At 73.7% G+C, this 23,506-nt stretch carries 20 protein-coding genes; 12 read left to right on the top strand and 8 right to left on the bottom strand.

The window, feature by feature from the left end:
* Positions 1–120: 120 nt before the first annotated feature.
* Entirely contained in the window at positions 121–495 is a 375-nt protein-coding gene (locus ACFWU6_RS04510) for an amphi-Trp domain-containing protein (RefSeq protein ID WP_383807743.1), read from the bottom strand.
* Positions 496–801: 306 nt separating this feature from the next.
* Between ACFWU6_RS04510 and ACFWU6_RS04505 the strand changes: the two genes are divergently transcribed.
* On the top strand, positions 802–2,238 hold the full coding sequence (locus ACFWU6_RS04505) for a DUF2252 domain-containing protein (RefSeq protein WP_383978377.1): 1,437 nt from the start codon (positions 802–804) through the stop codon (positions 2,236–2,238).
* Between the two features lie 91 nt (positions 2,239–2,329).
* Positions 2,330–3,946 carry an MFS transporter gene (locus ACFWU6_RS04500; protein WP_383807748.1) on the top strand — a complete coding sequence of 539 codons (1,617 nt, stop codon included), beginning with the start codon at positions 2,330–2,332 and terminating at the stop codon, positions 3,944–3,946.
* A gap of 53 nt (positions 3,947–3,999) precedes the next feature.
* Here ACFWU6_RS04500 and ACFWU6_RS04495 read toward each other — a convergent pair whose 3' ends face one another.
* Positions 4,000–4,968 carry a hypothetical protein gene (locus ACFWU6_RS04495; RefSeq protein ID WP_383807752.1) on the bottom strand — a complete coding sequence of 323 codons (969 nt, stop codon included), beginning with the start codon at positions 4,966–4,968 and terminating at the stop codon, positions 4,000–4,002.
* A 275-nt stretch (positions 4,969–5,243) separates the two neighbouring features.
* On the opposite strand from ACFWU6_RS04495, the gene ACFWU6_RS04490 reads away from it, so the two are divergent.
* The 6 genes from ACFWU6_RS04490 to ACFWU6_RS04465 all read left to right on the top strand — a co-directional run bounded on the left by ACFWU6_RS04490 (position 5,244) and on the right by ACFWU6_RS04465 (position 13,721).
* A complete protein-coding gene (locus ACFWU6_RS04490; RefSeq protein WP_383807755.1) occupies positions 5,244–5,663 on the top strand; it encodes an SHOCT domain-containing protein in 420 nt (139 codons plus the stop codon).
* 122 nt (positions 5,664–5,785) lie between these two features.
* Entirely contained in the window at positions 5,786–6,226 is a 441-nt protein-coding gene (locus ACFWU6_RS04485; protein WP_383807758.1) for a CU044_2847 family protein, read from the top strand.
* Positions 6,223–7,188, top strand: coding sequence for a trypsin-like peptidase domain-containing protein (locus ACFWU6_RS04480; RefSeq protein ID WP_383978375.1), 966 nt, complete (start codon positions 6,223–6,225; stop codon positions 7,186–7,188). The genes ACFWU6_RS04485 and ACFWU6_RS04480 overlap by 4 nt, the downstream gene beginning before the upstream one ends.
* A 48-nt stretch (positions 7,189–7,236) precedes the next feature.
* Positions 7,237–8,766, top strand: coding sequence for a hypothetical protein (locus ACFWU6_RS04475; RefSeq protein ID WP_383978372.1), 1,530 nt, complete (start codon positions 7,237–7,239; stop codon positions 8,764–8,766).
* A gap of 11 nt (positions 8,767–8,777) precedes the next feature.
* A complete protein-coding gene (locus tag ACFWU6_RS04470; RefSeq protein WP_383978369.1) occupies positions 8,778–9,863 on the top strand; it encodes an AAA family ATPase in 1,086 nt (361 codons plus the stop codon).
* A gap of 6 nt (positions 9,864–9,869) precedes the next feature.
* Positions 9,870–13,721: a TIR-like protein FxsC gene (locus tag ACFWU6_RS04465; RefSeq protein WP_383978366.1), complete on the top strand. Its 3,852-nt coding sequence runs from the start codon at positions 9,870–9,872 to the stop codon at positions 13,719–13,721.
* An 82-nt stretch (positions 13,722–13,803) separates the two neighbouring features.
* Here the strand turns inward: ACFWU6_RS04465 and ACFWU6_RS04460 are convergent, their stop codons facing one another.
* Positions 13,804–14,202 (bottom strand): hypothetical protein, encoded by a 399-nt coding sequence (locus tag ACFWU6_RS04460; protein WP_383978363.1) that lies wholly within the window; start codon positions 14,200–14,202, stop codon positions 13,804–13,806.
* A gap of 95 nt (positions 14,203–14,297) precedes the next feature.
* The gene (locus tag ACFWU6_RS04455) at positions 14,298–14,879 is read right to left on the bottom strand and encodes a DUF2231 domain-containing protein (protein WP_383807775.1); all 582 of its coding nucleotides are present in this window, start codon (positions 14,877–14,879) and stop codon (positions 14,298–14,300) included.
* Between the two features lie 268 nt (positions 14,880–15,147).
* Between ACFWU6_RS04455 and ACFWU6_RS04450 the strand changes: the two genes are divergently transcribed.
* The 3 genes from ACFWU6_RS04450 (at position 15,148) to def (ending at position 18,329) form a co-directional block, all read left to right on the top strand.
* Positions 15,148–16,407, top strand: coding sequence for an HD-GYP domain-containing protein (locus ACFWU6_RS04450; protein WP_383978360.1), 1,260 nt, complete (start codon positions 15,148–15,150; stop codon positions 16,405–16,407).
* A 162-nt stretch (positions 16,408–16,569) separates the two neighbouring features.
* Complete coding sequence (locus ACFWU6_RS04445) at positions 16,570–17,577, top strand: tetratricopeptide repeat protein (RefSeq protein ID WP_383813210.1); 1,008 nt, start codon at positions 16,570–16,572, stop codon at positions 17,575–17,577.
* Between the two features lie 92 nt (positions 17,578–17,669).
* The gene (gene def / locus ACFWU6_RS04440) at positions 17,670–18,329 is read left to right on the top strand and encodes a peptide deformylase (protein WP_383813211.1); all 660 of its coding nucleotides are present in this window, start codon (positions 17,670–17,672) and stop codon (positions 18,327–18,329) included.
* A 79-nt stretch (positions 18,330–18,408) separates the two neighbouring features.
* On the opposite strand, the gene ACFWU6_RS04435 is transcribed toward def, so the two are convergent.
* Positions 18,409–18,603 carry a hypothetical protein gene (locus ACFWU6_RS04435; RefSeq protein WP_383808854.1) on the bottom strand — a complete coding sequence of 65 codons (195 nt, stop codon included), beginning with the start codon at positions 18,601–18,603 and terminating at the stop codon, positions 18,409–18,411.
* 183 nt (positions 18,604–18,786) lie between these two features.
* Positions 18,787–19,755, bottom strand: coding sequence for a helix-turn-helix domain-containing protein (locus tag ACFWU6_RS04430; protein WP_383808851.1), 969 nt, complete (start codon positions 19,753–19,755; stop codon positions 18,787–18,789).
* A gap of 81 nt (positions 19,756–19,836) precedes the next feature.
* Here ACFWU6_RS04430 and ACFWU6_RS04425 point away from each other — a divergent pair, with 81 nt between their 5' ends.
* A complete protein-coding gene (locus tag ACFWU6_RS04425) occupies positions 19,837–20,049 on the top strand; it encodes a hypothetical protein (RefSeq protein WP_383808848.1) in 213 nt (70 codons plus the stop codon).
* A gap of 8 nt (positions 20,050–20,057) precedes the next feature.
* Here the strand turns inward: ACFWU6_RS04425 and ACFWU6_RS04420 are convergent, their stop codons facing one another.
* Positions 20,058–21,074 (bottom strand): ribonucleotide-diphosphate reductase subunit beta, encoded by a 1,017-nt coding sequence (locus tag ACFWU6_RS04420; RefSeq protein WP_383808845.1) that lies wholly within the window; start codon positions 21,072–21,074, stop codon positions 20,058–20,060.
* Complete coding sequence (locus tag ACFWU6_RS04415; protein WP_383978357.1) at positions 21,074–23,473, bottom strand: ribonucleoside-diphosphate reductase subunit alpha; 2,400 nt, start codon at positions 23,471–23,473, stop codon at positions 21,074–21,076. The genes ACFWU6_RS04420 and ACFWU6_RS04415 overlap by 1 nt, the downstream gene beginning before the upstream one ends.
* Positions 23,474–23,506 lie beyond the last annotated feature (33 nt).

The raw sequence follows: 23,506 nt of genomic DNA, 5'->3' as shown, positions 1-23,506 counted from the left end.
GCAGGCGGAAGCCCCGGTGGTCCAAGAACATCCCGGTGGTCCAGGACCATCCGGGTGGTCCGGGACAGTCCCGGTCCTCCAGGACGGTCCCGGTGCTCAGGACGCGCTTCCCGGCACGGCTCAGGTCCTCTTCGCGGCGGGACGCTTCGCACCCTTGCCCATGCCGGTGCCCGTGCTGCTGCGCCCCGGCTTTGCCGGAACGCCCTTTCGCGCTGCGGTCTCCTCCGTGCCCGCGACCGTCCGCGACGACGGCGCTGTCCGCCGCGGGGAGGCGGTCGGCCACGTGAACTCGATCTCCAGCTCGACCTCGCCGTTGCCGATCTCGATCTCGATTTCGCTGTGGATGTCGTCGGGAATCCGCAGGCTCGCCGTTCCGGGGCCGAGTTCCAGTTCGGCATCCCCGCCGCCCCTCAGCGCCTCCGCGAGTGCTGTGAGCTGGTCAGCCGCCTCAAGACGTGACAGCGAGCGCTTCTGCTCGAACTTGAAGTCCTTCATGGGTGTCTCCGCATGGCCATGGCCGGCTCCGTCGTGCCGCAACACGCCGCACGACCGCACGTCGCGTGCGGTTGGTCCGACTACTCCCAATCTCGTCTTCTCCGGTTCACCGCGCACCTCCGGGCGCCCGGCGGACGGTTCGCGACGAGCGGTTTCCACGCCATCCGTGCAGGCCACGGGGGGTGCGACGCGCTCGCGGAAAATCAACCGCCCCCATCGGCCGCCACGGCCCGGCACGCCAGGCGCGCCGCCCGGATGGGTCCTACGGTTGAAGGGAAGCCCGGCACGGTCGAGAAGGGGTCAGCGATGTCCCAGCACACGACCGCGGCGATGCGCGCCGTGGCGCACAGTACGCCCGAGGAGCGCGCGGCTCGCGGCAAGGAGGCGCGGCGCCGCTCGCCGCGATCGGACCACGCCGTGTACAAGCCGTCTCCCGACCGGCCGGACCCGCTGGCGATGCTGGAGGCGCAGTCCGCGGCGCGGGTGCCCGAACTCGTCCCGATCCGCTACGGCCGGATGATGGAATCCCCCTTCCGCTTCTACCGGGGCGCCGCCGCGATCATGGCGGCCGACCTGGCCGACAGTCCGACCTCGGGCCTCACCGCGCAACTGTGCGGCGACGCGCACATGTTGAACTTCCGTCTGCTGGCCTCGCCGGAGCGGCAGTTGATGTTCGACATCAACGACTTCGACGAGACGCTGCCGGGCCCCTGGGAATGGGACGTCAAACGGCTGTCGGTGAGCTTCGCGATCGCGGGCCGGGCGAACGGCTTCGACGACGCCGAGCGCGCCCGCATCGTGAGCTCCACGGTCCGCTCCTACCGCAAGGCGATGCTCCGCTTCGCGGAGACCGGCAACCTCGACATCTGGTACACGAAGATCGACGCGGATCTCCTCCAGTCCCTGACGGCGGGCCGGCTCCACGGAACGAAGCACGGTCGGAAGAACCTGGCCCGCGCCATGGCGAAGGCCCGTACCCGCGACAGCCTGCAGGCCTTCGACAGGCTCACCGAGACGGTCGACGGGCGGCCCAGGATCGCGGCGGACCCCCCGCTGCTCATCCCGGCCGGCGACCTGCTGCCGGACGTCGAGCGCAGCGCGCTGGAGCGCCGGTTCCGCGGCCTGATCGAGCGGTACGGCCGCACTCTCGCCTCCGACCGGCGGACGCTGCTGGCGGACTACCGACTGGCGGACGTCGCACGCAAGGTGGTCGGCGTCGGCAGCGTCGGCACCCGGTGCTGGATCTTCCTCCTGCTCGGCCGGGACGACCAGGACCCGCTCTTCCTCCAGGCCAAGGAGGCCGACACCTCGGTGCTCGCCGCACACGTCGGCGCGAGCCGGTACCGCAACCAGGGCGAGCGGGTGGTCGCGGGCCAGCGGCTGATGCAGGCCACGAGCGACATCTTCCTGGGCTGGGAGCGGGTGGACGGCATCGACGGCAGACAGCGCGACTTCTACGTCCGCCAACTGCGCGACTGGAAGGGCATCGCCATGCCCGAGAGGATGCAGCCCAAGGACATGCGGGTGTTCGGCGAACTGTGCGGGCTCACCCTGGCGCGCGCCCACGCGCGGTCCGGCGACCGCATCGCGATCGCCGGGTACCTGGGCAGCGGCGACTCGTTCGACCGGGCGCTCGCCGCGTTCGCGGAGGCGTACGCCGATCAGAACGAGCGTGACCACCAGGCCCTGGTCGACGCCGTACGCGCAGGCCGGCTCCCCGCGGAGGAGCTGGGGGCGGCCTGACCCCCCTGCCCCCTGAGGCGGGGTCCGCCAACCGGTTGACCCCCGGGGCGGGTCGCGTACCGCCCTCCTCGGCGGCTGGGACGATTCGCGCATGGCATCCAGAGCAGGCACTGCCCGGAGTTCGGCAACGGCGCGACTCGTCCTGCTGGCGCTGGCGTCCGGTCAGTTCCTGATGGCGCTCGACAGCTCCGTCATGAACGTGTCGATCGCGACGGTGGCCGAGGACGTCGGCACGACGGTCGCCGGGATCCAGGGGGCCATCACGGCCTACACGCTGGTGATGGCGATGTTCATGATCCCGGGGGGCAAAGTCGGGGCGCTGATCGGCCGCAAGCGCGCATTCATGATCGGGTGCGTGGTCTACGGATGCGGCTCCCTGACGACCGCTCTCGCACCGAACCTCACCGTGCTGCTGTTGGGCTGGGCGTTCCTGGAGGGGATCGGGGCCGCGCTGATCCTGCCGGCGATCGTGGCCCTGGTGGCGGGCAACTTCCCCGCGGAGCGCCGTCCCGCCGCCTACGGGCTGGTCGCCGCGGCCGGCGCGGTGGCGATCGCGGTCGGCCCGCTCGTCGGCGGTGTCGCGACCACCTACTTCTCGTGGCGGTGGGTGTTCGCCGGCGAGGTCCTCGTGGTAGCGGGCATCCTCCTCCTCGCCCGTCGGATCACCGACGCGGTGAGCGAGGAGCGGCCGCGCATCGACCTCGTCGGCACCGTGCTCTCCGCTGTGGGGCTCGGCAGCTTCGTCTACGGCGTGCTCCGCTCGGACGAGTGGGGCTGGTTCCAGCCCAAGCCCGACGCACCCGCCCTGCTCGGGATCTCCCTGACCGTGTGGCTGATGCTGCTGGGCATCGGGCTCACCTGGCTGTTCCTGCGCTGGGAGGCCCGCCTCGTCCGGCAGCACAGGGAACCCCTCCTCGACCCCGCCATGCTGCAGAACAAGCAGCTGACCGGCGGGCTGACGATGTTCTTCTTCCAGTACCTCGTCCAGATGGGCGTCTTCTTCGTCGTCCCCCTCTACCTCTCCGTCGCCCTGGGCCTGTCCGCGCTCGCCACCGGCGCCCGGCTCCTGCCGCTCTCGGTGACCCTGCTCGCCGCCGCCGTCCTCATCCCGCGCTTCCTCCCGGACGTCTCACCCCGACGAGTGGTACGGATCGGGATCACCGCGCTGCTCGCCGGCGCGGTGATCCTGATGGCCGCGCTCGACGCGGACGCCGGCGCGGAAGTGGTCACGATTCCCATGCTCCTGATCGGGTTCGGTATGGGGGCACTCGCCTCCCAGCTGGGATCCGTCACCGTCTCCGCGGTGCCGCAGGAAAGGAGCGCGGAAGTCGGCGGTGTCCAGAACGCCGTCACCAACCTCGGCGCCTCGATCGGCACCGCACTCGCCGGATCGCTCCTGATCGCCTCGCTCACGTCCTCCTTCCTGGCGAGCGTGGAGCAGAATCCGGCGGTCCCGGCCAGTGTGAAGAGCCAGGCGGCCGTCGAACTCCGAAGCGGAGTGCCGTTCCTCTCCGACGTCCAGCTTCGGAGCGCCCTCGACGAAGCGGGCACCAGTGAGGAACTGGCACAGGAGGCGCTCGACGCGAACGCCGCGGCCCGACTCGACGGCCTGCGCGCCGCGCTGGCCATCCTCGCCTTCGCCGCACTCATCGCCCTCTTCTTCACCCAGCGCATCCCCACGACGCAGCCCCGCTCGACCACGGCGTAGTCGGCGCGAGCGAGCCGCCCACGTCCACCCGCGCCACCGCGCCGGACGGACCGTCAGCCCGTCCGGCCGCGGCGCCGGTGTCGCCGCCACTGCCACACCCCACCCGCCGCGACCGACCCCGCGAACAGCGCGATGCCGAGCACCGGCCACGTTCGTCCGGCGATGCGCAGATCGGTGACGTGCACGAGGAGCAGCAGGCACAACGGCAGCAGCAGGGAGAGCAGCGCCCGCAGGGCCGCCGCCAGCGTGCCGGGGTCGAGGCGGGGTGCGGCCCGCCCGCGAAGCGACTGCGGGACCTCCGTGCGGTAGAACGCCGCGGCCCGGGAGAGCGCTCGGCCGGTGGACCTGCGGTACGACACCGCCATGTAGGGCAGCCAGACCAGCGGTACCACCATCCCCACCAGCAGCACCACCCCGAGGAGCACCCACTGCCCGGTCCGGGCGAGCCGTGCCCACCGGGCGTGCGTCGTCTCCTGGCGGGGGGCCGTCAGCCCTAGGAGCCTGGCCATCCGGACCGTCACCGCCGTCAGGGCGGACCACCACCGCACCGGTCGCGCGGCGACCTGCGGCTCCGCCCCGCGCCGATCGCCCTTCCGGGCGGCGAGCGCCTTCGCCGCCGCGTCCGTATCGGCGTACACGCCTTGGAGGACCAGTAGTTCCGCGGCCCGCTGCGGGGCGGTCGGATCGTGTCCGGCGACCGCGGCCAGCTCCAGAACCGTCCGCGCCTGGCTCAGCAGCGCGGCGCAGAACGCCACGGGCATGAGGACCAGGAACGGGCCGCCGACGAAGGCGCCCTCGGACACCGTCCGGCGCATGCCCCGCGCTGCGACCACCTCGCTCAGCGCGGAGGCCGCGGCGCGGGGCCGCTCGGCCCGCAGCCGGGCCACCTCGCGTGCGGCACGCGGTCCGGCGTGCCGCAGCGCGAAGCCGGCGAGCAGTTCCGGCAGCCGGCCGGGCTCCGCCAGCGCCGCGCGCAGCAGGGTCTCGGGCGCCCCGTCGGGTGTGGCTGCCACGCCGGTCATCCAGGCCCTCCGTCCGGCATCCGGTGTACTGGCCCCGGTCGGCGACCCTCCGTAACCGGGCGCGGGCCCTTCCATGGTCACTGTCCACGGCCGTGACCGCCACGCGGGCGGGTCGCCCCCCGCCCGGGGGCGGAAGGGCCCGGGCAGCGTCGGGCGGCGTCGGGCGGCGTTCACGCCCTGTGTGGCGCGCCCCGGAGAGGGAGCCGAGAATGAGGTGGCCGGACGCGAACGGGTGTGGGCCCGCCGGGCCGCCACGACCAACAGGAGAACGGGCCATGCGGAATTCGCTGCTCAACCTGGCAGAGGGCTACGACTTCCCCCTGCTGAACGTGTTCTGGACCATGATGCTCTGCTTCCTCTGGGTGCTCTGGTTCATGCTGCTCTTCCGCGTCATCGGCGACATCTTCCGGGACGACGATCTGAACGGCTGGGGCAAGGCGGGATGGACCGTCTTCGTCATCCTGCTGCCCTACCTGGGCGTCCTCGTCTATCTGATCGCCCGCGGCCGCGGCATGGGCGAACGCGAGCTCAGCCGGGCGCACCGTCAGGAGCAGGCCTTCCGCTCCTACGTACGGGAGAGCGCCGGCACCACCGACGCAGCCGAGGCACTGTCCCGGCTGGCCGAACTCAAGAACCGCGGCGACCTCACGGCAGCCGAGTACGAGCAGGCCAAGGCGAAGCTCCTCGCTTCCTGAAGTCCCTGCTTCCCGAAGTCCCGCTGCCCCACGGGCTCCAGTGGCCGGGAACGGCCTCCTGCGAGGCCCCTGCGCACCTAGGGTGGTGGTCGGCGGAGGCGCGGGCGGAGAGGGGTTATCCGGTGACGGAGACGGTGTCCATCGATCTGGGGGACGGTACGAGCGTCACCGCGGAGGTGATCGGCGAGCTCACGTTCGAACCCCCGGCACAGCACGGGGCGTCCGGCTACGGCGACGTCGGCTTCGGCTCCGGGCAGCGGGCCGCCCAGCTCGGTTCGGCGGTGGCGCTCACCCTGGACCAGGTGCGGGGCACCGTGCAGGGCATCGGCAGGTGGGCGGCGGAGAGCATCACCCAGGGCGGGGCGGGATCTCCCGACGCGTTCGAGGTCGAGTTCGGCCTCAAGCTGGCGGTCAAATCCGGCCAGCTCCTCGGGATCATCGCGGAGGCGGGCAGCGAGGCCGGACTGACCGTCCGGCTGTCCTGGAACCTGGCCGACCGCCGGGACCGGACGGCTGCGCAGGCGCTCGCGGCGGTCCCGCACCCCGCACCGGCCGGGGAGTGACCGCGGTACGGCTGGGCCGCCGGGACAGCGACGCCCTCCAGCGCTGCGCGGTCGGGATATCCGTGGGCGGGGCGTTCCGCGGCAGCGGGTTCCTCGTCGCACCCGGCGTGGTCCTGACGGCGGCACACGTCGTGAGCACCCCCGGCCCGGCACCTCGGGTGAGCGTCGAACACCCCACCGGGTCCAGGCTGGTGGCCGCCGAAGACATCCGGGCCGAGCCCGACACCGGGGACGGGAGCCGGTTCCACCCCTTCCCCGACCTCGCGGCGCTGACCGTTCCGGGCTGGCGCGACCACCCCGTGGCCCGGCTGGCGCCCGACGAGGCGGAGCCGGGGACCGAGGTGACGGCCCTCGGCTATTCGACCCACACACCGTCGCCCGGAGTACAGCCCGACACGCTCGCCCTGCGCGTCGCCGGCCGGTCGGGGCCCTTCATCCGGGTGCTCGGGGACGGCGTACGGGAGGGGATGAGCGGGAGCATGCTGCTCGACGCCGACGGCCTGGTCCGGGGATTGCTCAAGGGGAGCAGGTCCTACCGGGACGCGCAGGGCGGTTGGTACGTCCCCGTCGCCGCCCTGGCCGGTTTCCTCGGCGGACCGTCCGCCCTCCCCGGGGCGCCGGCGCGCCCGGGGGCGGTCGCGGCGGCGGCCGGCCCCGGCGACGCGGAGTTCGTCGAAGCGCTGATGGCGTTCCCGGCCATGATGCGCCCCGACGGCCGCTACGACCTGTTCGAAAAGATCGGCGACCACCTGGGGCTGCCGCACTCCTTCGAGGTGGAGGACCGTCCGGACCGCCGGGACCACCTCTACCGGCTGGTGCGCCGCTGCCGGGTGCACCGGGACGAGCGGGCCGCTCTGCGGGCGCTGTACACCGCGATGGAGGAACTCGTCCCGTACGACAACGCCTTGGACCGCCTTCGGGTGCTCGTCGGGCAGGCCGTCGGGGAAGGGGAAGGCGGGTAGGTGCACGAGCGGGGCGGGGCCGGGGGCGCGCCCGGGCGATGCCGCGGCGTGTCGTGGTCCCCGGCCGCGGACGCCGTGCTGTGCGACGTGCTCCTGCGCTTCCATGGCATGTCACGCCTGGCGTTCCGGCAGAGCGTGCTGGAGGAGATGGCCCAGGACCACAGGTCGCCCGGCATCCAGCTGGACGTCCCGGAGGACCCGGTACCCCGTGCCCACCTGCGGGCGATCCTGGGCGCGATTGGATCGCACCGCGATCCCGGCGGAGTCCTGGAGTCCCTGTGCGACGCCCTGCGCTCGCAGGCCCGCTGGGACGGCTCGCTCCCGTGGCTGGAGCTGACCGTCGTCGCGCTGACGCGGCCGGAGCCGCACTCCACCGAAACCCTGCTGCAGGTCGTCGAGGCCCTGCGGCACCTGACCGCACCACCCCCGTCGGCGCGACTGCCGCGGTACCTCGTCCCGGGCAGGCGGCCCGCCCTGCTCACCGGGGAGGAGACCCTGCCGGAGGTCCTGCTGCGGCTCGCCGACCGCCGGGGAGCCCCGGAAGACGACCAGCTGCTCGGCTTCCTCAGGGCGTTGGCTTCCGATGTCGACTCCCCGCTGTACGGCGAACTAGCCGCACTGCGCGCCGTGTTGGACCGGCTCCCGGTCGACGGGACTTCGCCGGCGACGACCGGGGGGCCGGCGGCCCGGCCGGCGTGCGCCCCGCCCCCGCTTCCGCCCGCGCCCCCACCCCCGCCCGAGAGCCTGCTGATCGTCCAGGTCCGGCTCGAGGCCGAGGATGCCGAGCACGTCGACGACGGACGCTACAGGCTGCAAGCCGCCTACTACCGGCACGTGTTGCCCGACGGGCCGCTGCGGCTCATCGGCACCCTCGGGCGCACCGAGTCCTTCCACCGGAGCGAGCTGACCGGAGCCGGAAGCGCCCGGTTGGCCGCCTGGTCGGAGCTGGCGCACGAAGTGCGCGGAGCAGCCCGCAACACGGTCAGAGTGGAATTCCTGCTCCCGCGGGCCCTGCTGGGACACGCGGCGGAACTGTGGTCCGCCGGCGCTTCCGGGAGCCCCCTGGGCCACCACCACCCGGTGGTCGTGCGCTCGCTGGAGCGGTACACCGACGCCTGGCTGGACGTGGAACCCTGGCGCGAGCGGTGGAAGCACCTCCAGACCGGGGGCGCGGAGGCGGACGCCGTCGGCCGAATCGGCTGGCCCCGGCTGGACGACGGGGCGGCGCACCTGGCTCCCTGGCTGGCCGAACAGCCGGACCTGGCGTGTATGGGACTCGACACCCCCTACGACGCCCTCCACCCCGACGCGCGGGCCGCGGTCGACGAGGCCGTGTTCACCGACGGCGTTCCCGTCTTGCTGTGGCGGCGCGGACCGGGCGGGACCGGTGAGCTCATCGAGGCCCTGCGCGAGCACAACCCGCCCCGCCTGGCGGAGCTGCCCGCCACCGTCCTCAAGTGCCGCAGGAACGGCCGGGCCGGAGGCGCGGGAGACGTACGGAATCACATCACCCTCCTGTGGGACGACCCGGACTGCGTGGATCCCGACCAGGACAGCCCCTACCGGGGGATGGCATGACGGACGGCCCGATGACGACGAGCGGCGAGGCGGCGCACATGAGCGAGGACTGGTGGGTCTACCGGGGCACAGGAGTGCCCCATCCCGGCATCTCGGAGCTTCCGCCGGCCCCGGCCTGGCGCACGTTCGGCGCCCCGTCCGGCCCGGCCGGCCACCCGGCCCCGCCCCCGGCGGAAGGCTCGGCGGCCGGGACGGCCCGGCGTCTGGGGCGCCTGCAACAGGCCGCGTCCTACCGGGCGGACGAGAAGGAGGTACAACTGGTCAACCTGGCCCTCCACCTCCGGCGCCCCCTGCTGATCACCGGCAAGCCCGGGGTCGGGAAGTCCACCCTCGCCTACGCGGTGGCCCACGAGCTGGGGCTCGGCCCCGTACTGCGCTGGCCGATCAGCAGCAGGTCCGTCCTGCGGGACGGCCTGTACGCCTACGACGCCATCGGCCGGCTCCACGACGCGGGAATCCGCGGGAGCGGAGCCCCCTGCGAGGACGCCGCGGCCGGCTCCGGCGACGCCGGGGCGCCCGCCATCGGGCGGTACCTGCGGCTGGGGCCGCTGGGCACCGCACTGCTCCCCTGGAGCCGTCCCCGGGTGCTGCTCATCGACGAGATCGACAAGAGTGACATCGACCTGCCCAACGACCTGCTGAACGTCTTCGAGGAGGGAGAGTTCGACATTCCCGAACTCTCCCGCCTCGGCCCCGGCGGGCACGAGGTGATGACGGCGGACACCGGCCGCACCGCGGTGGTGCCCGACGGGGTGGTGGCATGCGCGGAGTTCCCCCTCGTCGTCCTGACGAGCAACGCGGAACGGGAATTCCCCACCGCGTTCCTGCGCCGCTGCGTACGCCTCGACATCGAGCCGCCCGACGAACAGCGCCTCGCCGCCATGGTCGCCGCCCACCTCGGGGACGGCATCGGCACCGAGGTCCAACGGGCCGCACTGATCGCTGAGTTCCTCCGGCGGCAGCGCGAGAACGGCGCCGAGCTGGCCAACGACCAGCTGCTCAACGCCCTGCTCATGGCCGAGCGGGGCCTGGCGGACAGCGAGCTCGGACGCAGCGCCATCCACGACGTACTGCTCCGTCCGCTGAACGAGGGGTGAGGGCCCGTGGCCGAACGGCGCCCCCCACCGGACCCACTGCGCGACGCCCTGGCTCGCCTGCTGGCGCGGGACCACGGTGACCTGCGCCCTGAGGACGTGGCGGACGTGCTGTGGATCTCCCGGCTGGCCGGCCTCGCCCCGCTGCCGCGGGAGCGCGACCCAGACGGCTCGCGGCCGCGACTCCCCGACGGCGCGGACGGCTGCGACCCCACCGCCGACCGCGACCCCGGAGTGCCGGGCGGCGGCCCCGCCGATCCGCCGACGGCCGGCGGACCCCCTGAGCCGAGGGTGCGCCTGTACGGACTTCCGGCGCCCGGTCCCGGAGACCCGGGTCGTGCCCACGTCGTGCAGGTGCCGCGGCCCCCCGCCCTGACCGGGGTGCTGGACCTGTCGCGGGCACTCCGCCCGCTGCGCCGGTGGGCGGTGTCCACCGGCCCGCCGGAGCTCGATGAGGAGGCTACCGCCCAGGCGACCGGCGGGGCCGGACGCCTGATCCCCGTCTGGACACCCGCGCGCGAACCCCACTTCTCCGTTGACCTCCTGGTGGACACCGGAGCCACCATGGCCGTCTGGCACGACCTGGCGAGCGAGCTGTACACCGCGCTGCAGGTCCACGGCGCCTTCGCGGACGTACGGTGCTGGGCGCTCGACACCGACCGGGCGGTGCCCCGGCTCGCCCCCTTCCGGAGGCGGTACCGCACCGGCGTGAGCGGCCACGGCCCGTCGGCGGCCTGGCAACGCCCCCTGGCGGACCGTTTCGGCCGCCGGATCCTGCTGGTCCTCACCGACGGGGTGGGACCCGCCTGGTACGGCGACCCTCTGCCGGACCTGCTCGCCCGCACGTCCCGCACCCGGCCGACCGCGGCCCTCCAGGTCCTGCCCCGGCGGCTGTGGCACCGCACCGCGCTGCACACCGCGCCCGTCGAGGCGCGGGCGTCCCACCCGGACCGGCCGGGCACGGCCTTCCGCACGGAAGCGGCCCTGCCCGGCATCCCCCGGGGGCCGCGGGGCTCCGCCGAGCGGGCCGCCGTGAGCTGGCTGCCCGTCATGGAAGTGGACGGCACCTGGCTCGCGCCCTGGGCCGGATCGGTCGCCGGCCGCACCTCCGGCTGGGCGCCCATGCTCGCCGCGCCCCTCCGGGGCGTGCGGCGGCCCCTCCTTCCGCCGCGTGACCCGGGTGCGCCGCCTTCGGCAGCAGACCGGGTCGCGCGCTTCCTCAGCGGCGCCTCGCCGCGCGCCTTCCGGCTGGCCTGCCACCTCGCGGCCGCGCCCCTGAGCCTGCCCGTGATGCGCTGGGTCCAGCAGGCCACGGTGCCGGGCTCCGGACAGCAGGACCTCGCGGAGATCTTCCTGTCGGGACTGATCGAGCGACGTGACGACCCGGCACGGCCCGCGGACCCCGACGAGGTGGTGTACGACTTCGCGCGCGGCGTCCGGGAAGAGCTCCTGGCCGAGCTGACACGGGGTGAATCCCTGCGCGTGCTGGACCGGGTGGTCGCTCGGGTGTCCGGCCGCATCGCTGCCACGTTCGGGGGAACGCTGGACTTCCGGGCACTGGGGGCGATGTTGGACGAGGGCGGGAGCACGGCCACGGGCCGCCCCCTCCCCGAACGGAGCCTGCCCTTCGCCGAGGTCGCCGTGGCCGTCCTGCGGGGCGCGGGCGGCGAGCACCGCACGGTGCTGCGCCGGCTGGAGGCGGCGGTCGGCGCGGGGCGACGGGCGGCTGCGGGTCCGCCGGCGACGCCGGTGCGTCCGAGCCCCGTACGCAGGGAACGGCTCACCCCGGTACGCCCGGTGGAGAGCCCGCCCGACCTGCCCGTCATGATCGGACGCAAGGAGGAACTGGCCGCCCTCACCCGGGCGGTGGCGGCCTCGCTCGGGACATCCGCGGCGAGCGGCGTATCCTCCGCCGACGGCCCCGGGCCCGGCCCTGCCTTCGTCGTCGTCGAGGGCATGGCGGGGATGGGCCGCAACCGGCTGGTCCAGGAGTACCTGCGCCGCGACGGTGAACGGCACTCCTTCGTCCACTGGATCAATGCCCGCAGGACGGACTCGCTCCAGGACGGCCTGCTGCGGCTGTGGCAGGCGCTCGCCCCGGTCGGTGCGCCCGTCGGGGAACTGCCCCCGCTGGAACGCTTGTGGGAGACGCTCGCCGAGCACCGGGACTGGCTGATCGTCCTGGACGGCGTGTCCCACTGGCCGCCCGGATACCGGCCGGATCTCCCGGCCCCGCCGAGCGGCCCGCCCTACGGCTTTCCGACGGGCGGCAGGGGGTGCGTGCTGGCCACCACCGACGTACTGCGGTGGACTCATCCGCGGCTGACCGGCATCAGGCTCGGCCGACTCACGGTGCAGGAGAACCTGGACTTCCTCCACACCGTCCTGGGAGCGGGGCTCGACCCGCTGGACGCCCGCCAGCGGGACGGTTTGGAACGCCTGGCGGAGCGCATGCCGCTCGTCCCGGACCGGTTGACGTGGTCCGAGGTCGAGGCCGGGCTGGCGCATGTCGCCCGGTGGTCCGGCCGGACGGAGGAGGCCGCCGAGCGGCGCCCCGCGCCGGAGGCGCCGGCTCCGCGCACCGGTGGACCCCCGCTGATCAAGGTCGCGCGGCCGTACTTCTTTCTCAGCTACGCGCACTCCCCGCGCTTCGGGCACGGGGGCCCCGACCCGGACCTGTGGGTCAGCCGCTTCTTCCGTGACCTGTCCGACCACGTGACGGCCCTGACCGACCTGCCGAACGGCTCGCCGCCGGGATTCATGGACCAGGAGGTCCGGACGGGGGAGGTGTGGTCGGACCGGGTGGCGGAGGCACTCGCGACCTGCCGGGTGTTCGTTCCGCTCTACTCGCCCCGCTACTTCACCAGTGAGTTCTGCGGCAGGGAGTGGTTCGCCTTCGCCCAGCGGGCCGCCTACCACCGGGCGCGGACCTCCATGGAGGGGGAGGGGATCGTACCTGCCCAGTGGGTACCCGTACCGCCCGCTCAACTGCCCGACGTGGCCGTGCGCTTGCAGAGTGACTTCGGCAGCCTGGGGGAGAGGTACGCCACCGACGGGCTCTACGGGCTGATCAAACTGCGGAGCTACGCCGAGCAGTACGAGCAGGCGGTGTACGAACTGGCGAAGCGTGTCGTCCGAGTTGGGAACACCTCCGACATCGCGGCAGGCCGTCCTGCCGACTACCGTTCGTCCCCCAGCGCGTTCGGTACGGCCGGCCGGCCCCGAGGGGTCCTGCGCATCGCCGTCGCGGCGCCCGCCGCCTCCACTCTCCCCGCCGGCCGGGACGCACGCCACCACGGGGACGGCCCCGACGACTGGAATCCGTTCCATCCGGAGTCGGCCACACCGCTGGCACTCGTGGCAGCGGAACTGGCGAACCGGTTGAACAACTGGGTGGTGCACTCCACGCTCGACGCGGAGGTCGCCAGAGTGCGCGACGGGAGCGCCTCGGCGGGCCCGCTGCTGCTCCTCGTCGACCGCTGGGCCTTCGAGGTGCCCGCGCTGCGCGAAGGCCTCCTGGCCCTGGACGCAGCCGCCCGGCCGGGGACCGGCGCGGTCGTCGTGTGGAACCAGGGTGACCGCGAGGAGCGGGGCGGGGGTGGGACGCTGTCGCTCAGCATCCCGCGGATGATCCCCCACCTGATGCGGGGCAACCCGCCCGCCGACCGGGGAGGGACGCGCGGATTGGAGAACTTCGGCCGGGCGATGTCGTCCGTCACGGAAGCGATCTTCCAGGAGTACCTCAGGACCGTCCCCGTCCACGCGCCGGCGGAGGGCACCTCGGCCAGTCGCCCCCGCCTCGGCCCGCCGCTTCCGGACAGGCCGCCACCCAGCTCCGGGCCCGCCGCTCCGGACGGGTAGGCGGGGGCCGGCCGCCGCGTGCCGGGGCGGTCGGCGCCGGCCGCCACACCGGCGTGGGCCGTGCGGGCCGGTGCCGGCCGGGCTACCCGGCTGCCATGTCCGGGCCGGGGCGGAGCGTCTCGTTGAGGGGGTAGCCCAGTTCCTGCAGGCCGCGTGCGATGGCGACCGCCCGGCGGTGGCGCTCGGTGTGTTCCGGGGACGGCCGTCCCGCGTCGGCCGGGCCCGTGTCCGTCGCCGGATCGGGCGCCGGCGGGGTGGCGTCCTGCACCGCGTCCCAGGCCTCGCGGGCGACCTGCTCCGCCGTCCGGTCGTCGATCTGCCCGGTGGGCGTGCGCCGACGCTCCGGCCCGCCCTCGGACCGTGGCGGCGTGCGCGCGAGAAAGGGGTCGACGGCCAGCCGGGCCTCGCGGACATCACTCGAATCGGCCGGGCCGGGAGCTGGTTCCGTCGTCAGGGTCGTAACGTGGCGCGACCGCTGCATCCCGGAGCGTACGGTGCGGGGGCGGGGTGGCCGCACGCCTCTTCCCGAGCGCTGCCGGGGGCCCGCAGCACGGCTCCGCCCGGCGGCTCGGTCCCTCAGGGCGCGGGGTGTGCTCCGACTGCCTGCCGATAGGCCACGTGGCCGCCCAGTGCGCCGGTCAGGGCGACCGCCGCCAGCCCGCCCCACGACCACAGCCTCGCCTTCGCCGGACGGCCGCCGAGCCTCGCGGCCAGGGACGCGCCGTAACAGGCCACCGCGGCCACGTTGGCGATGGCGTGGGCCGCTCCGACCCGGGCCTGCTCCGGCGGCAGGTCCGCCCAGTCCGCCCAGCCCGCGACCGCCGCCGGTGCGACTCCGGCCAGGCCCACGGCGGTGAGGACCGCGGCCGATCGCTGCGATCCCGGTACGGCGTCCAGGACGGCGGCGGACAGCCAGCAGCCGATCGGCAGTTGCACCAGCACGGGATGCACGGGGTGGCCCAGGGGCCTGCCGCGCAACAGGTCGCGCACCCGGCCCAGGGGGATCGAGCGGATTCCGCGCTGCAGGACCCCGATCGCCGGATCGGCGACCGTCGTTCGTTCGAGCCGGTCCAGAGTCGTCAACCACCAGGTGGATGCGGTGTCGAGCGCCGCGGTCGGTCCGGCCGTCGTCGGGCTGTCGAGCCCTCGTGAGTTCATACTCGACGCCTACCCGGTGCGGTGCCGACGTCCCGCTCTGGCCCCGACTGCACCCGAACGGCCTGCCGGCCGGAGGGAGAAGCCAGGCCGGGGGGCCCGACCGGAGGGGCCCGGCCCGCCCCGGGGCCCCCCCCCCCGGCCGCACGGCGGGCCGCCCGCCGGTCCGTCCGCCCGCCCGCCCGGACGGCGCCGGTGCAGGAACCTTCCGGCCCGCGGAGGACCGGCGCGGTCCCGGAACCGCCCCCGGCAGCGGGCCCGGAGCGGGGCCGTGAGGGGCGCCGCCGCACGGGGCGTCCGCGCGACCGCCTGGCTGCTCACCGCCGTCGCCCTCGGCCACACCCTGTGGAACGGGGTCCGGGACCCGGGGACCGCCCTGGCCTTCGGTGCCCTGATCGCGGTCGGCGAGCTCGCCCGCCGCGACCGCCGCACGGGCCCGGGAGCCGAGGGCGCCGGGCCCGCTCCGGCCGAGGACCGCCGGCCCGCACCGCTGGGCTCCGCCGCGGCGCTGGCCTACGCCCTGCTCGGCCAGAACGCCGGCCAGCCCAGCCACCACGGGGTGTTCCAGATCGTCGCCGTCGTGGTCGCCGCCGCCCTCGCCGGAGCCGTGCCGCACGTCGCCCGGGGCCGGGGCCCCCGCCTCGACCACGTGGCCCGCCGGGTCCTCACCGTCGCCTTCGCCGCCGTCTGTTTCCAGCCGCTCTACAACTCCGGCCGGCTGGAGCACTGGCTCGGCCAGGGCCCGTACCTGGTCCTCTTCCTGGTGCTCCTGCTCGGCCTCACGGCCCTGTGCGACGCCGTGCTCGCCGCCGCGCCGGCCGGAGCCCGCACCGGCCGGCCGTACGGACCCCTCCTGCGCGACGAGCTGCGCGCCCAGCTCGGCATCGGCTCGGCGATCTGCGCCACCGGGGCGGTGATGGCCCTGGGCGCGGCCGTCGCCGGGCTGTGGGCGCTGCCCGTCCTCAGCGTCCCCCTGCTGCTGACCCAGCTGTCCTTCCACCGGATCGCGGCGATCCGCACCACCTACCGCCAGACCATCACCTCCCTGGCCCGGGCCACCGAGATCGCCGGATACACCCGGCCGGGCCACTCCCGCCGGGTGGCCGCCCTGAGCTGCGCCGTCGGCCGGGACCTCGGCCTCTCGGAGCGGGAGCTCAGGGTGCTGGAGTACGCCGCCCTGATGCACGACATCGGCCAGCTCTCGCTCGTCGACCCGGTCCCGGCGGGGGCCACCGCCGAGCTGCCCGCCGCCGAGGCCCGCCGGATCGCCGGGCTGGGCGGGGAGGTGGCCCGGCAGACCGGGGTCCCCGCCGAGGTGGCGCTGGTGGTCGAGCGGCAGGCCGAGCCGTACCGGGACCAGCCGGTGGCGGCCCGGATCGTGCGCGCGGTCAACGCCTACGACGACCTGGTCGCCGGGAGCCGTCACCCGGGCGGCTCACTGGCCGTCCTGGAGCAGCTGCGCCTGGGGACCGGGCGGGACTACCAGCCGGAGGTGGTGGAGTCCCTGGCGAGGGTTCTGGCCAGGGACTGACGTGGCAGAGTTGTTCCCGTCCCATCTGGGTAACCGATGGGTAATGAGCGGCCGTCCGAGTGGGCATGGTTGGATGCCAGTAAGAGTGACGTGGGAGTGTCCGCAAGGCTGCACCGTTGTCCCCGGCTACCCCGGGGAGGTGCCCCCAGGCAGGCGGGAATCGTGAGGATCTTCGGGAAGGTACGGCATCGGCCCTCCGCCTCGTGGCGGCAGGCCACCGACCGCGCGTTCACGCTGATCGGCGACGGTCGGTACGAGGACGCGGGAGCGCTGCTGACCAGAGCGGCGGACCTGGAACCGTGGCTGTCCGAGTCCTGGTTCAACCTGGCGCTGCTGCACAAGTTCCGGCACGACTGGGAGCAGGCGCGGGCCGCGGGGCTGCGCGCCGTGGCCCTGTTGGACCGGGAGACGGGCGCCCCGGACTGGTGGAACGTCGGGATCGCCGCCACGGCGCTCCAGGACTGGCCGCTGGCCCGTAGGGCCTGGCAGGCGTACGGGCTGAAGGTGCCCGGCGATCCGCACGGATCGGGCGCGGGCGGGAAGTCCGCCGGCGAGCCGGTCGGCATGGAGCTCGGCAGCGCCGCCGTGCGGCTGTCGCCGGAGGGCGAGGCCGAGGTGGTCTGGGGCCGCCGGCTGGACCCGGCCCGGCTGGAGGTCCTGTCGATCCCGCTGCCGTCCTCGGGGCGCCGCTGGGGCGAGGTCGTGCTGCACGACGGGGTTCCGCACGGGGAGCGGGTGACCGCGGCCGGCCCCTCCTACCCGGTCTTCGACGAGATCGAGCTGTGGGCGCCGTCGCCGGTGCCGACCTGGGTGGTGCTCCTGGAGGCGGCCACCGAGGCGGACCGCGACGCGCTGGAGCAGCTGGCCTCCGACGCGGGCTTCGCGGCCGAGGACTGGTCCTCGTCGGTGCGGCTGCTGTGCCGCACCTGCTCGGAGAGCGAGATGCCGAGCGACGAGGGCGACGGGGAGCACCTGGACCCGCACGACCACAGCGAGCCGGGGCACCCCGGGCCGCTGGGGCACCGCACGAACGGGTCCGGTTCGCTCTGGGTGCCCGAGCGGGAGTGCGGCATCGCCGCCCCGGCCGGCCTGGTGCGCGGGCTGCTCGACGGCTGGGTCGCGGACAGCCCGGACAGCCGAGAGTGGCGCGATCTCGAAGAAGTCTGCTGAGCCGGGGCCTTAGGCTGTACGGGCACATCGGTGGCCATCGGCGACCCGGTGACGTGGTGACTTGGTGACTTGAGGGAAGGCGTACGGCGGACATGGCGCAGCAGGAGAACGAGGTTGTCGAGGTCGGGGCCGAGAGCGGGACCGAGGTGGCCGACGGCGGGTACGTCGTGGACACCGAGGACTGTGCGGCGCGCGAGCTCGCCCACCGCGAGCGCGGCACCGCCCGCCCGATCACCGTGGTCGGCAACCCGGTCCTGCACCGCGAGTGCAAGGACGTCACCGAGTTCGGGGACGAGCTGGCGCAGCTGATCGACGACATGTTCGCCAGCCAGAAGGCCGCCGAGGGCGTGGGCCTGGCCGCGAACCAGATCGGTGTCGACGCGAAGGTCTTCGTCTACGACTGCCCGGACGACGACGGCAACCGGCACACCGGCGTCGTGGTCAACCCGAAGCTCGTGGAGCTGCCGGCCTCCGCGCGCATCCTCGACGACTCGAACGAGGGGTGCCTGTCGGTCCCGACGGCGTACGCCTCGCTGGCCCGCCCGGACTATGCCGAGGTGACCGGCCAGGACGCGCAGGGCAACCCGATCAAGGTCCGCGGCACCGGCTACTTCGCGCGCTGCCTGCAGCACGAGACCGACCACCTGTACGGGTACCTGTACATCGACCGGCTCTCCAAGCGGGACCGCAAGGACGCCCTGCGGCAGATGGAAGAGGGCACCCCGCGCTACGAGACCGTGCCCAACGCGTAGCCGCGGCGCACGAGCGCGGCAGCGGCGGGGCCCCGCACCGAGATCCCGGTGCGGGGCCCCGCCGCACGTCGTGTCCGGACTACTTCCGGACGGAGCCCCATCCGCTGTCGGCCGGAGCGGAGCCCCAGCCGCTGTCTGCCGGGGCCGAGCCCCAGCCGCTGTCGGCGGCGGGAGCGAAGCCCCATCCGCTGTCCGCGGAGGCGGTGGCGGCCGCACCACCGACGAGCAGCGCGGCGAACGCGGCGGCGGTGAGGATGCGAACGGTACGGGACATGCAGGCCCCCCTGGGCTTGGTGAGAGGTGCGAGGGTCCGGCGCTGTGCGGGCGCGACGGGCCAGGCGTGCTCACCGTACGTCATCGCACGGATACCCGTGGGGTAGGTTTGGGTCAAGTGTGCCAGGGGTTTCGGCCATCGCATATCGGTCACCCCGGAGCGGCGGACGGCGGCGCCGACGGCTCAGGCCGCCGCCCGGGGCCCCCTGAACGTGCGCCGGAAGGCGTTCGGGGTGGTTCCCAGGGCCCGCAGGAAGTGGTGGCGCAGCGCGGCCGCGTTGCCGAAGCCGCAGCGCCCGGCGATCGCGTCGACGGTCTCGTCGGTGGACTCCAGCAGCTCCTGTGCCAGCAGCACCCGCTGGCGCAGCACCCACTGGTACGGGGTGGTGCCGGTCTCCTGGAGGAAGCGGCGGGCGAAGGTGCGCGGGGACATGTGCGCGCGCTCCGCGAGCTGCTCGACGGTGATCTCCTCCGCCAGGTGCCGGGCCATCCACCCGATCACCTCGCCCACCGTGTCGCACGCGGTGCGGGGCAGCGGCCGCCGGATGTACTGGGCCTGTCCGCCGTCCCGGTGCGGGGGCACGACCATCCGGCGCGCGATGGTGTTGGCGACCTCCGCGCCCTGCTCCTGCCGTACGACGTGCAGGCACGCGTCGATCCCGGAGGCGGTGCCGGCCGAGGTGATCACCGGGCCGTCCTCCACGTAGAGCACGTCCGGGTCGACCGTCGCCCGCGGGAACCGGCGGGCCAGGGCCGGGGCGTGCATCCAGTGGGTGGTGCAGCGCCGGCCGTCGAGCAGTCCGGCCGACCCCAGCATGAAGGCGCCGCTGCACACGCTCAGCAGCCGCGCCCCGCGGTCCACGGCCCGGTGCAGGGCGGCCAGCAGCGGTTCGGGATAGTCGCGGCTGGGGGCGTCGCGGTCGGCGGGCAGGCAGATCAGGTCCGCCTCCTCCAGCCGGTCGGGCCCGTGGGGGAGGGTCAGGCCGTAGTGGCCGTCGCCGGCGGTGAGGGGGTTGTCCTCCATCGCGCAGACGGCGAAGTCGTAGACGGGCAGCCCCGAGGCGCTCCGGTCGATGCCGAAGACCTCGCAGAAGATGCCCATCTCGAAAGGGGCGACGCCGTTGACCACGGCCACGGCCACGTTGTTCAGCATGGACCCAGTGTGGCAGTAATTCGCACTTCCATGACAGTCCTGCCACTGTCCGGTCCGGCTGCCACTCGCGAGAGTGGAGCCATGAACACGTTCCTCGACTACCTGACCGTCCTGGCGGTCGCCGCCCTGCTCGCCGGCCCCGCCCTCCACGGAGCCCTGCGCGACCGGCGCACCGACCGGGAGCTCGCGGCGGCGGCCGCCCGGCGGGAGCCCGCGGCGCACCCGCAGGCACCCGCGGGCGCCCGTGCGGTCCGCCGCCGAAAGCCCGTACCGCACCCGGCCGGACCGGCCTGACGACCGGACTAGAAGTCCTCGTCCAGGTCGACCGTGCCCTCGACCGCGACCTGGTAGGCCGACGGGCGCCGCTCGAAGAAGTTCGTCAGCTCCTGGACGCCCTGGAGCTCCATGAAGGAGAACGGGTTCTGCGAGCCGTACACCGGCGGGAAGCCCAGCCGGACCAGGCGCTGGTCCGCGACGCACTCCAGGTACTCGCGCATCGACTCGGTGTTCATGCCCGGCAGGCCGTCGCCGCACAGGTCCCGGCCGAACTGCAGCTCCGCCTCCACGGCCTCCTTCAGCATGTCGGTGACCTGCTGCCGGAGGGCGTCGTCGAAGAGCTCCGGCTCCTCCTTGCGGACCGTGTCCACGACCTCGAAGGCGAAGTTCATGTGCATGGTCTCGTCACGGAACACCCAGTTGGTGCCGGTGGCCAGGCCGTGCAGCAGGCCGCGCGAGCGGAACCAGTAGACGTAGGCGAAGGCGCCGTAGAAGAACAGGCCCTCGATGCACGCGGCGAAGCAGATCAGGTTCAGCAGGAAGCGGCGCCGGTCCGCGGCCGTCTCCAGCCGGTCGATCTTCTCGACCGAGTCCATCCACTTGAAGCAGAACTGCGCCTTCTCGCGGATCGAGGGGATCTCCTCGACTGCGTCGAACGCGGCGGCCCGGTCGTCCGGGTTCGGCAGGTAGGTGTCGAGCAGCGTCAGGTAGAACTGGACGTGCACGGCCTCCTCGAACAGCTGGCGCGACAGGTACAGGCGCGCCTCCGGGGAGTTGATGTGCTTGTAGAGCGTCAGCACCAGGTTGTTCGAGACGATCGAGTCGCCCGTCGCGAAGAACGCGACCAGCCGGCCGATCATGTGCTGCTCGGAGGGCGTCAGCTTGGCGAGGTCGGCGACGTCCGAGTGGAGGTCGACCTCCTCCACCGTCCACGTGTTCTTGATCGCGTCCCGGTAGCGCTCGTAGAAGTCCGGGTAGCGCATGGGGCGGAGCGTCAGCTCGAAGCCCGGGTCCAGGAGGTTCTTGGTGTCGTCGGTGCTCATCACTGGCAGGCCTCGCAGGACTCGGGGTTCTCAAGGGAGCAGGCCAGCGCGTCGGCGTCGACGGCCTGCGGGAGCGGGGTGGCGGCCGCCGGGACGGCGGAGCCGGACGCCGCACGGGCGATCTTCGTCGCCGGGCGCGAGCGCAGGTAGTACGTGGTCTTCAGGCCCCGCTTCCAGGCGTACGCGTACATCGAGCTGAGCTTGCCGATGGTGGGCGTCTCCAGGAACAGGTTCAGCGACTGCGACTGGTCGAGGTACGGCGTCCGGGCCGCCGCCATGTCGATCAGGCCGCGCTGCGGGATCTCCCACGCCGTGCGGTACAGCTCGCGCACCTCGGCCGGGATCCACCCGAAGCCCTGGACGGAGCCGCTGGCCTCGCGCAGCGCCTCACGGGTCTGAGCGTCCCACACGCCGAGCCGCTTCAGCTCGGCCACCAGGTAGGCGTTGACCTGGAGGAACTCACCGCTCAGCGTCTCGCGCTTGAAGAGGTTGGAGACCTGGGGCTCGATGCACTCGTACACGCCGGCGATGGAGGCGATCGTCGCCGTCGGCGCGATGGCCAGGAGCAACGAGTTGCGCATGCCGGTCTTCGCGATCCGGGCGCGCAGCGCGTCCCAGCGCTCCGGCCAGTTCCGCTCCACCTCGTAGTGGTCCGGGTGCAGCACACCGCGGGCGGTGCGGGTCTGCTCCCAGGCGGGGAGCGGGCCGTTCTTCTCGGCGAGGTCGCAGGAGGCCTCGTACGCGGCGAGCATGATCCGCTCGGACAGCCTCGTGGAGAGCGCCTGCGCCTCGGGGGAGTCGAAGGGCAGCTTCAGCTGGAAGAAGACGTCCTGGAGGCCCATGGCTCCCAGACCCACCGGGCGCCAGCGGGCGTTGGAGCGGCCGGCCTGCTCGGTCGGGTAGAAGTTGATGTCCACCACGCGGTCGAGGAAGGTCACGGCGGTGCGGACGGTCTCGTCCAGGCGCTCCCAGTCGATCCCCCCGTCCACCACGAAGGCGCCCAGGTTGACCGAACCGAGGTTGCAGACGGCCGTCTCGCCGTCGTCGGTGACCTCGATGATCTCGGTGCAGAGGTTGGAGGAGTGGACGACCGTGCCCGGCTCGGCGGTCTGGTTCGCCGTGCGGTTGGAGGCGTCCTTGAAGGTCATCCAGCCCTGGCCGGTCTGCGCGAGGGTGCGCATCATCCGGCCGTACAGCTCGCGGGCGGGCATGGACTTGCGGGCCAGGCCCGCCGCCTCCGCCCTGCGGTACGCGGCGTCGAAGTCGTCGCCCCACAGGTCCACCAGCTCGGGCACGTCGGCCGGGGAGAACAGCGACCAGTCGGCGTCGGCGTTGACGCGGCGCATGAACTCGTCCGGCACCCAGTGGGCCAGGTTCAGGTTGTGCGTGCGGCGCTGGTCCTCGCCGGTGTTGTCGCGGAGCTCCAGGAACTCCTCGATGTCCGCGTGCCAGGTCTCCAGGTAGACGGCGGCGGCGCCCTTGCGGCGGCCGCCCTGGTTCACCGCGGCGACGGAGGCGTCGAGGGTCTTCAGGAACGGCACGATGCCGTTGGAGTGGCCGTTGGTGCCGCGGATCAGCGAACCGCGGGCGCGGATGCGCGAGTACGACAGGCCGATGCCGCCGGCGTGCTTGGACAGGCGCGCGACCTGGTGGTAGCGGTCGTAGATCGAGTCGAGCTCGTCCAGCGGGGAGTCCAGCAGGTAGCAGGAGGACATCTGCGGGTGCCGGGTGCCGGAGTTGAAGAGCGTGGGGGAGGACGGCAGGTAGTCGAGGCGGCTCATCAGCCGGTACAGCGAGGCCACTTCCTCGACGGCCTGGACGCTGTCGTTCTCGGCGAGGCCGCAGGCCACGCGCAGCATGAAGAACTGCGGGGTCTCGACGACCCGGCGGGTGATCGGGTGCCGCAGCAGGTAGCGGCTGTGCAGGGTGCGCAGGCCGAAGAAGCCGAAGCGGTCGTCGGCGCCCTCCGCCAGGGTGTGCTCGACCAGCGCGTCCAGTCGGACCGCGTGGGCGGCCACGAACGCGGCGGTGCGGTCGGCGATCAGCCCCTCGCGGTGGCCGACCGCGACGGAGGCGGAGAACGAGGTGGCCCCCTGGCCGGCGGCCTCCTCGGCCACGGCCAGCGTCAGCAGCCGGGCGGCGAGCCGGGAGTACGCCGGGTCCTCGGAGATCAGCCCGGCCGCGGCCTCGGTGGCCAGCCCGCGCAGCTCGGCCTCGTCGGCGGCGGAGCTGCGGCCCCGCAGCGCGGAGGCGGCGACCCGGCCGGGGTCGGTGTCGGGCAGATCGGCCGTCAGTTCGGTGAGGGTGCGCAGCAGTGCGGCCCCGGGACCTTCGCCGGATCCATTCGGAGCCGTGGACGGAACGGACTCGGCGCGCGGTGCGGAAGGCGCGATGGTCACGGGGGGAGCTCTCCCTCTCTCGGCCCGGTCATC

It is taken from the genome of Streptomyces sp. NPDC058674 (assembly GCF_042716505.1).
In the GTDB taxonomy this organism is placed as follows: Bacteria; Actinomycetota; Actinomycetes; order Streptomycetales; family Streptomycetaceae; genus Streptomyces.
This window is presented reverse-complemented; position numbering and strand designations above follow the sequence as displayed.

Excerpts from the sequence above, each read along its gene's own strand:
- ACFWU6_RS04420 (WP_383808845.1), bottom strand. The coding sequence starts at position 21,074 with ATGAGCACCGACGACACCAAGAACCTCCTGGACCCGGGCTTCGAGCTG.
- ACFWU6_RS04505 (WP_383978377.1), top strand. The coding sequence starts at position 802 with ATGTCCCAGCACACGACCGCGGCGATGCGCGCCGTGGCGCACAGTACG.
- ACFWU6_RS04455 (WP_383807775.1), bottom strand. The coding sequence starts at position 14,879 with ATGAACTCACGAGGGCTCGACAGCCCGACGACGGCCGGACCGACCGCG.
- ACFWU6_RS04430 (WP_383808851.1), bottom strand. The coding sequence starts at position 19,755 with ATGCTGAACAACGTGGCCGTGGCCGTGGTCAACGGCGTCGCCCCTTTC.
- ACFWU6_RS04490 (WP_383807755.1), top strand. The coding sequence starts at position 5,244 with ATGCGGAATTCGCTGCTCAACCTGGCAGAGGGCTACGACTTCCCCCTG.
- ACFWU6_RS04500 (WP_383807748.1), top strand. The coding sequence starts at position 2,330 with ATGGCATCCAGAGCAGGCACTGCCCGGAGTTCGGCAACGGCGCGACTC.
- ACFWU6_RS04460 (WP_383978363.1), bottom strand. The coding sequence starts at position 14,202 with ATGCAGCGGTCGCGCCACGTTACGACCCTGACGACGGAACCAGCTCCC.
- def (WP_383813211.1), top strand. The coding sequence starts at position 17,670 with ATGGCGCAGCAGGAGAACGAGGTTGTCGAGGTCGGGGCCGAGAGCGGG.
- ACFWU6_RS04435 (WP_383808854.1), bottom strand. The coding sequence starts at position 18,603 with ATGTCCCGTACCGTTCGCATCCTCACCGCCGCCGCGTTCGCCGCGCTG.
- ACFWU6_RS04425 (WP_383808848.1), top strand. The coding sequence starts at position 19,837 with ATGAACACGTTCCTCGACTACCTGACCGTCCTGGCGGTCGCCGCCCTG.
- ACFWU6_RS04510 (WP_383807743.1), bottom strand. The coding sequence starts at position 495 with ATGAAGGACTTCAAGTTCGAGCAGAAGCGCTCGCTGTCACGTCTTGAG.
- ACFWU6_RS04470 (WP_383978369.1), top strand. The coding sequence starts at position 8,778 with ATGACGACGAGCGGCGAGGCGGCGCACATGAGCGAGGACTGGTGGGTC.
- ACFWU6_RS04495 (WP_383807752.1), bottom strand. The coding sequence starts at position 4,968 with ATGACCGGCGTGGCAGCCACACCCGACGGGGCGCCCGAGACCCTGCTG.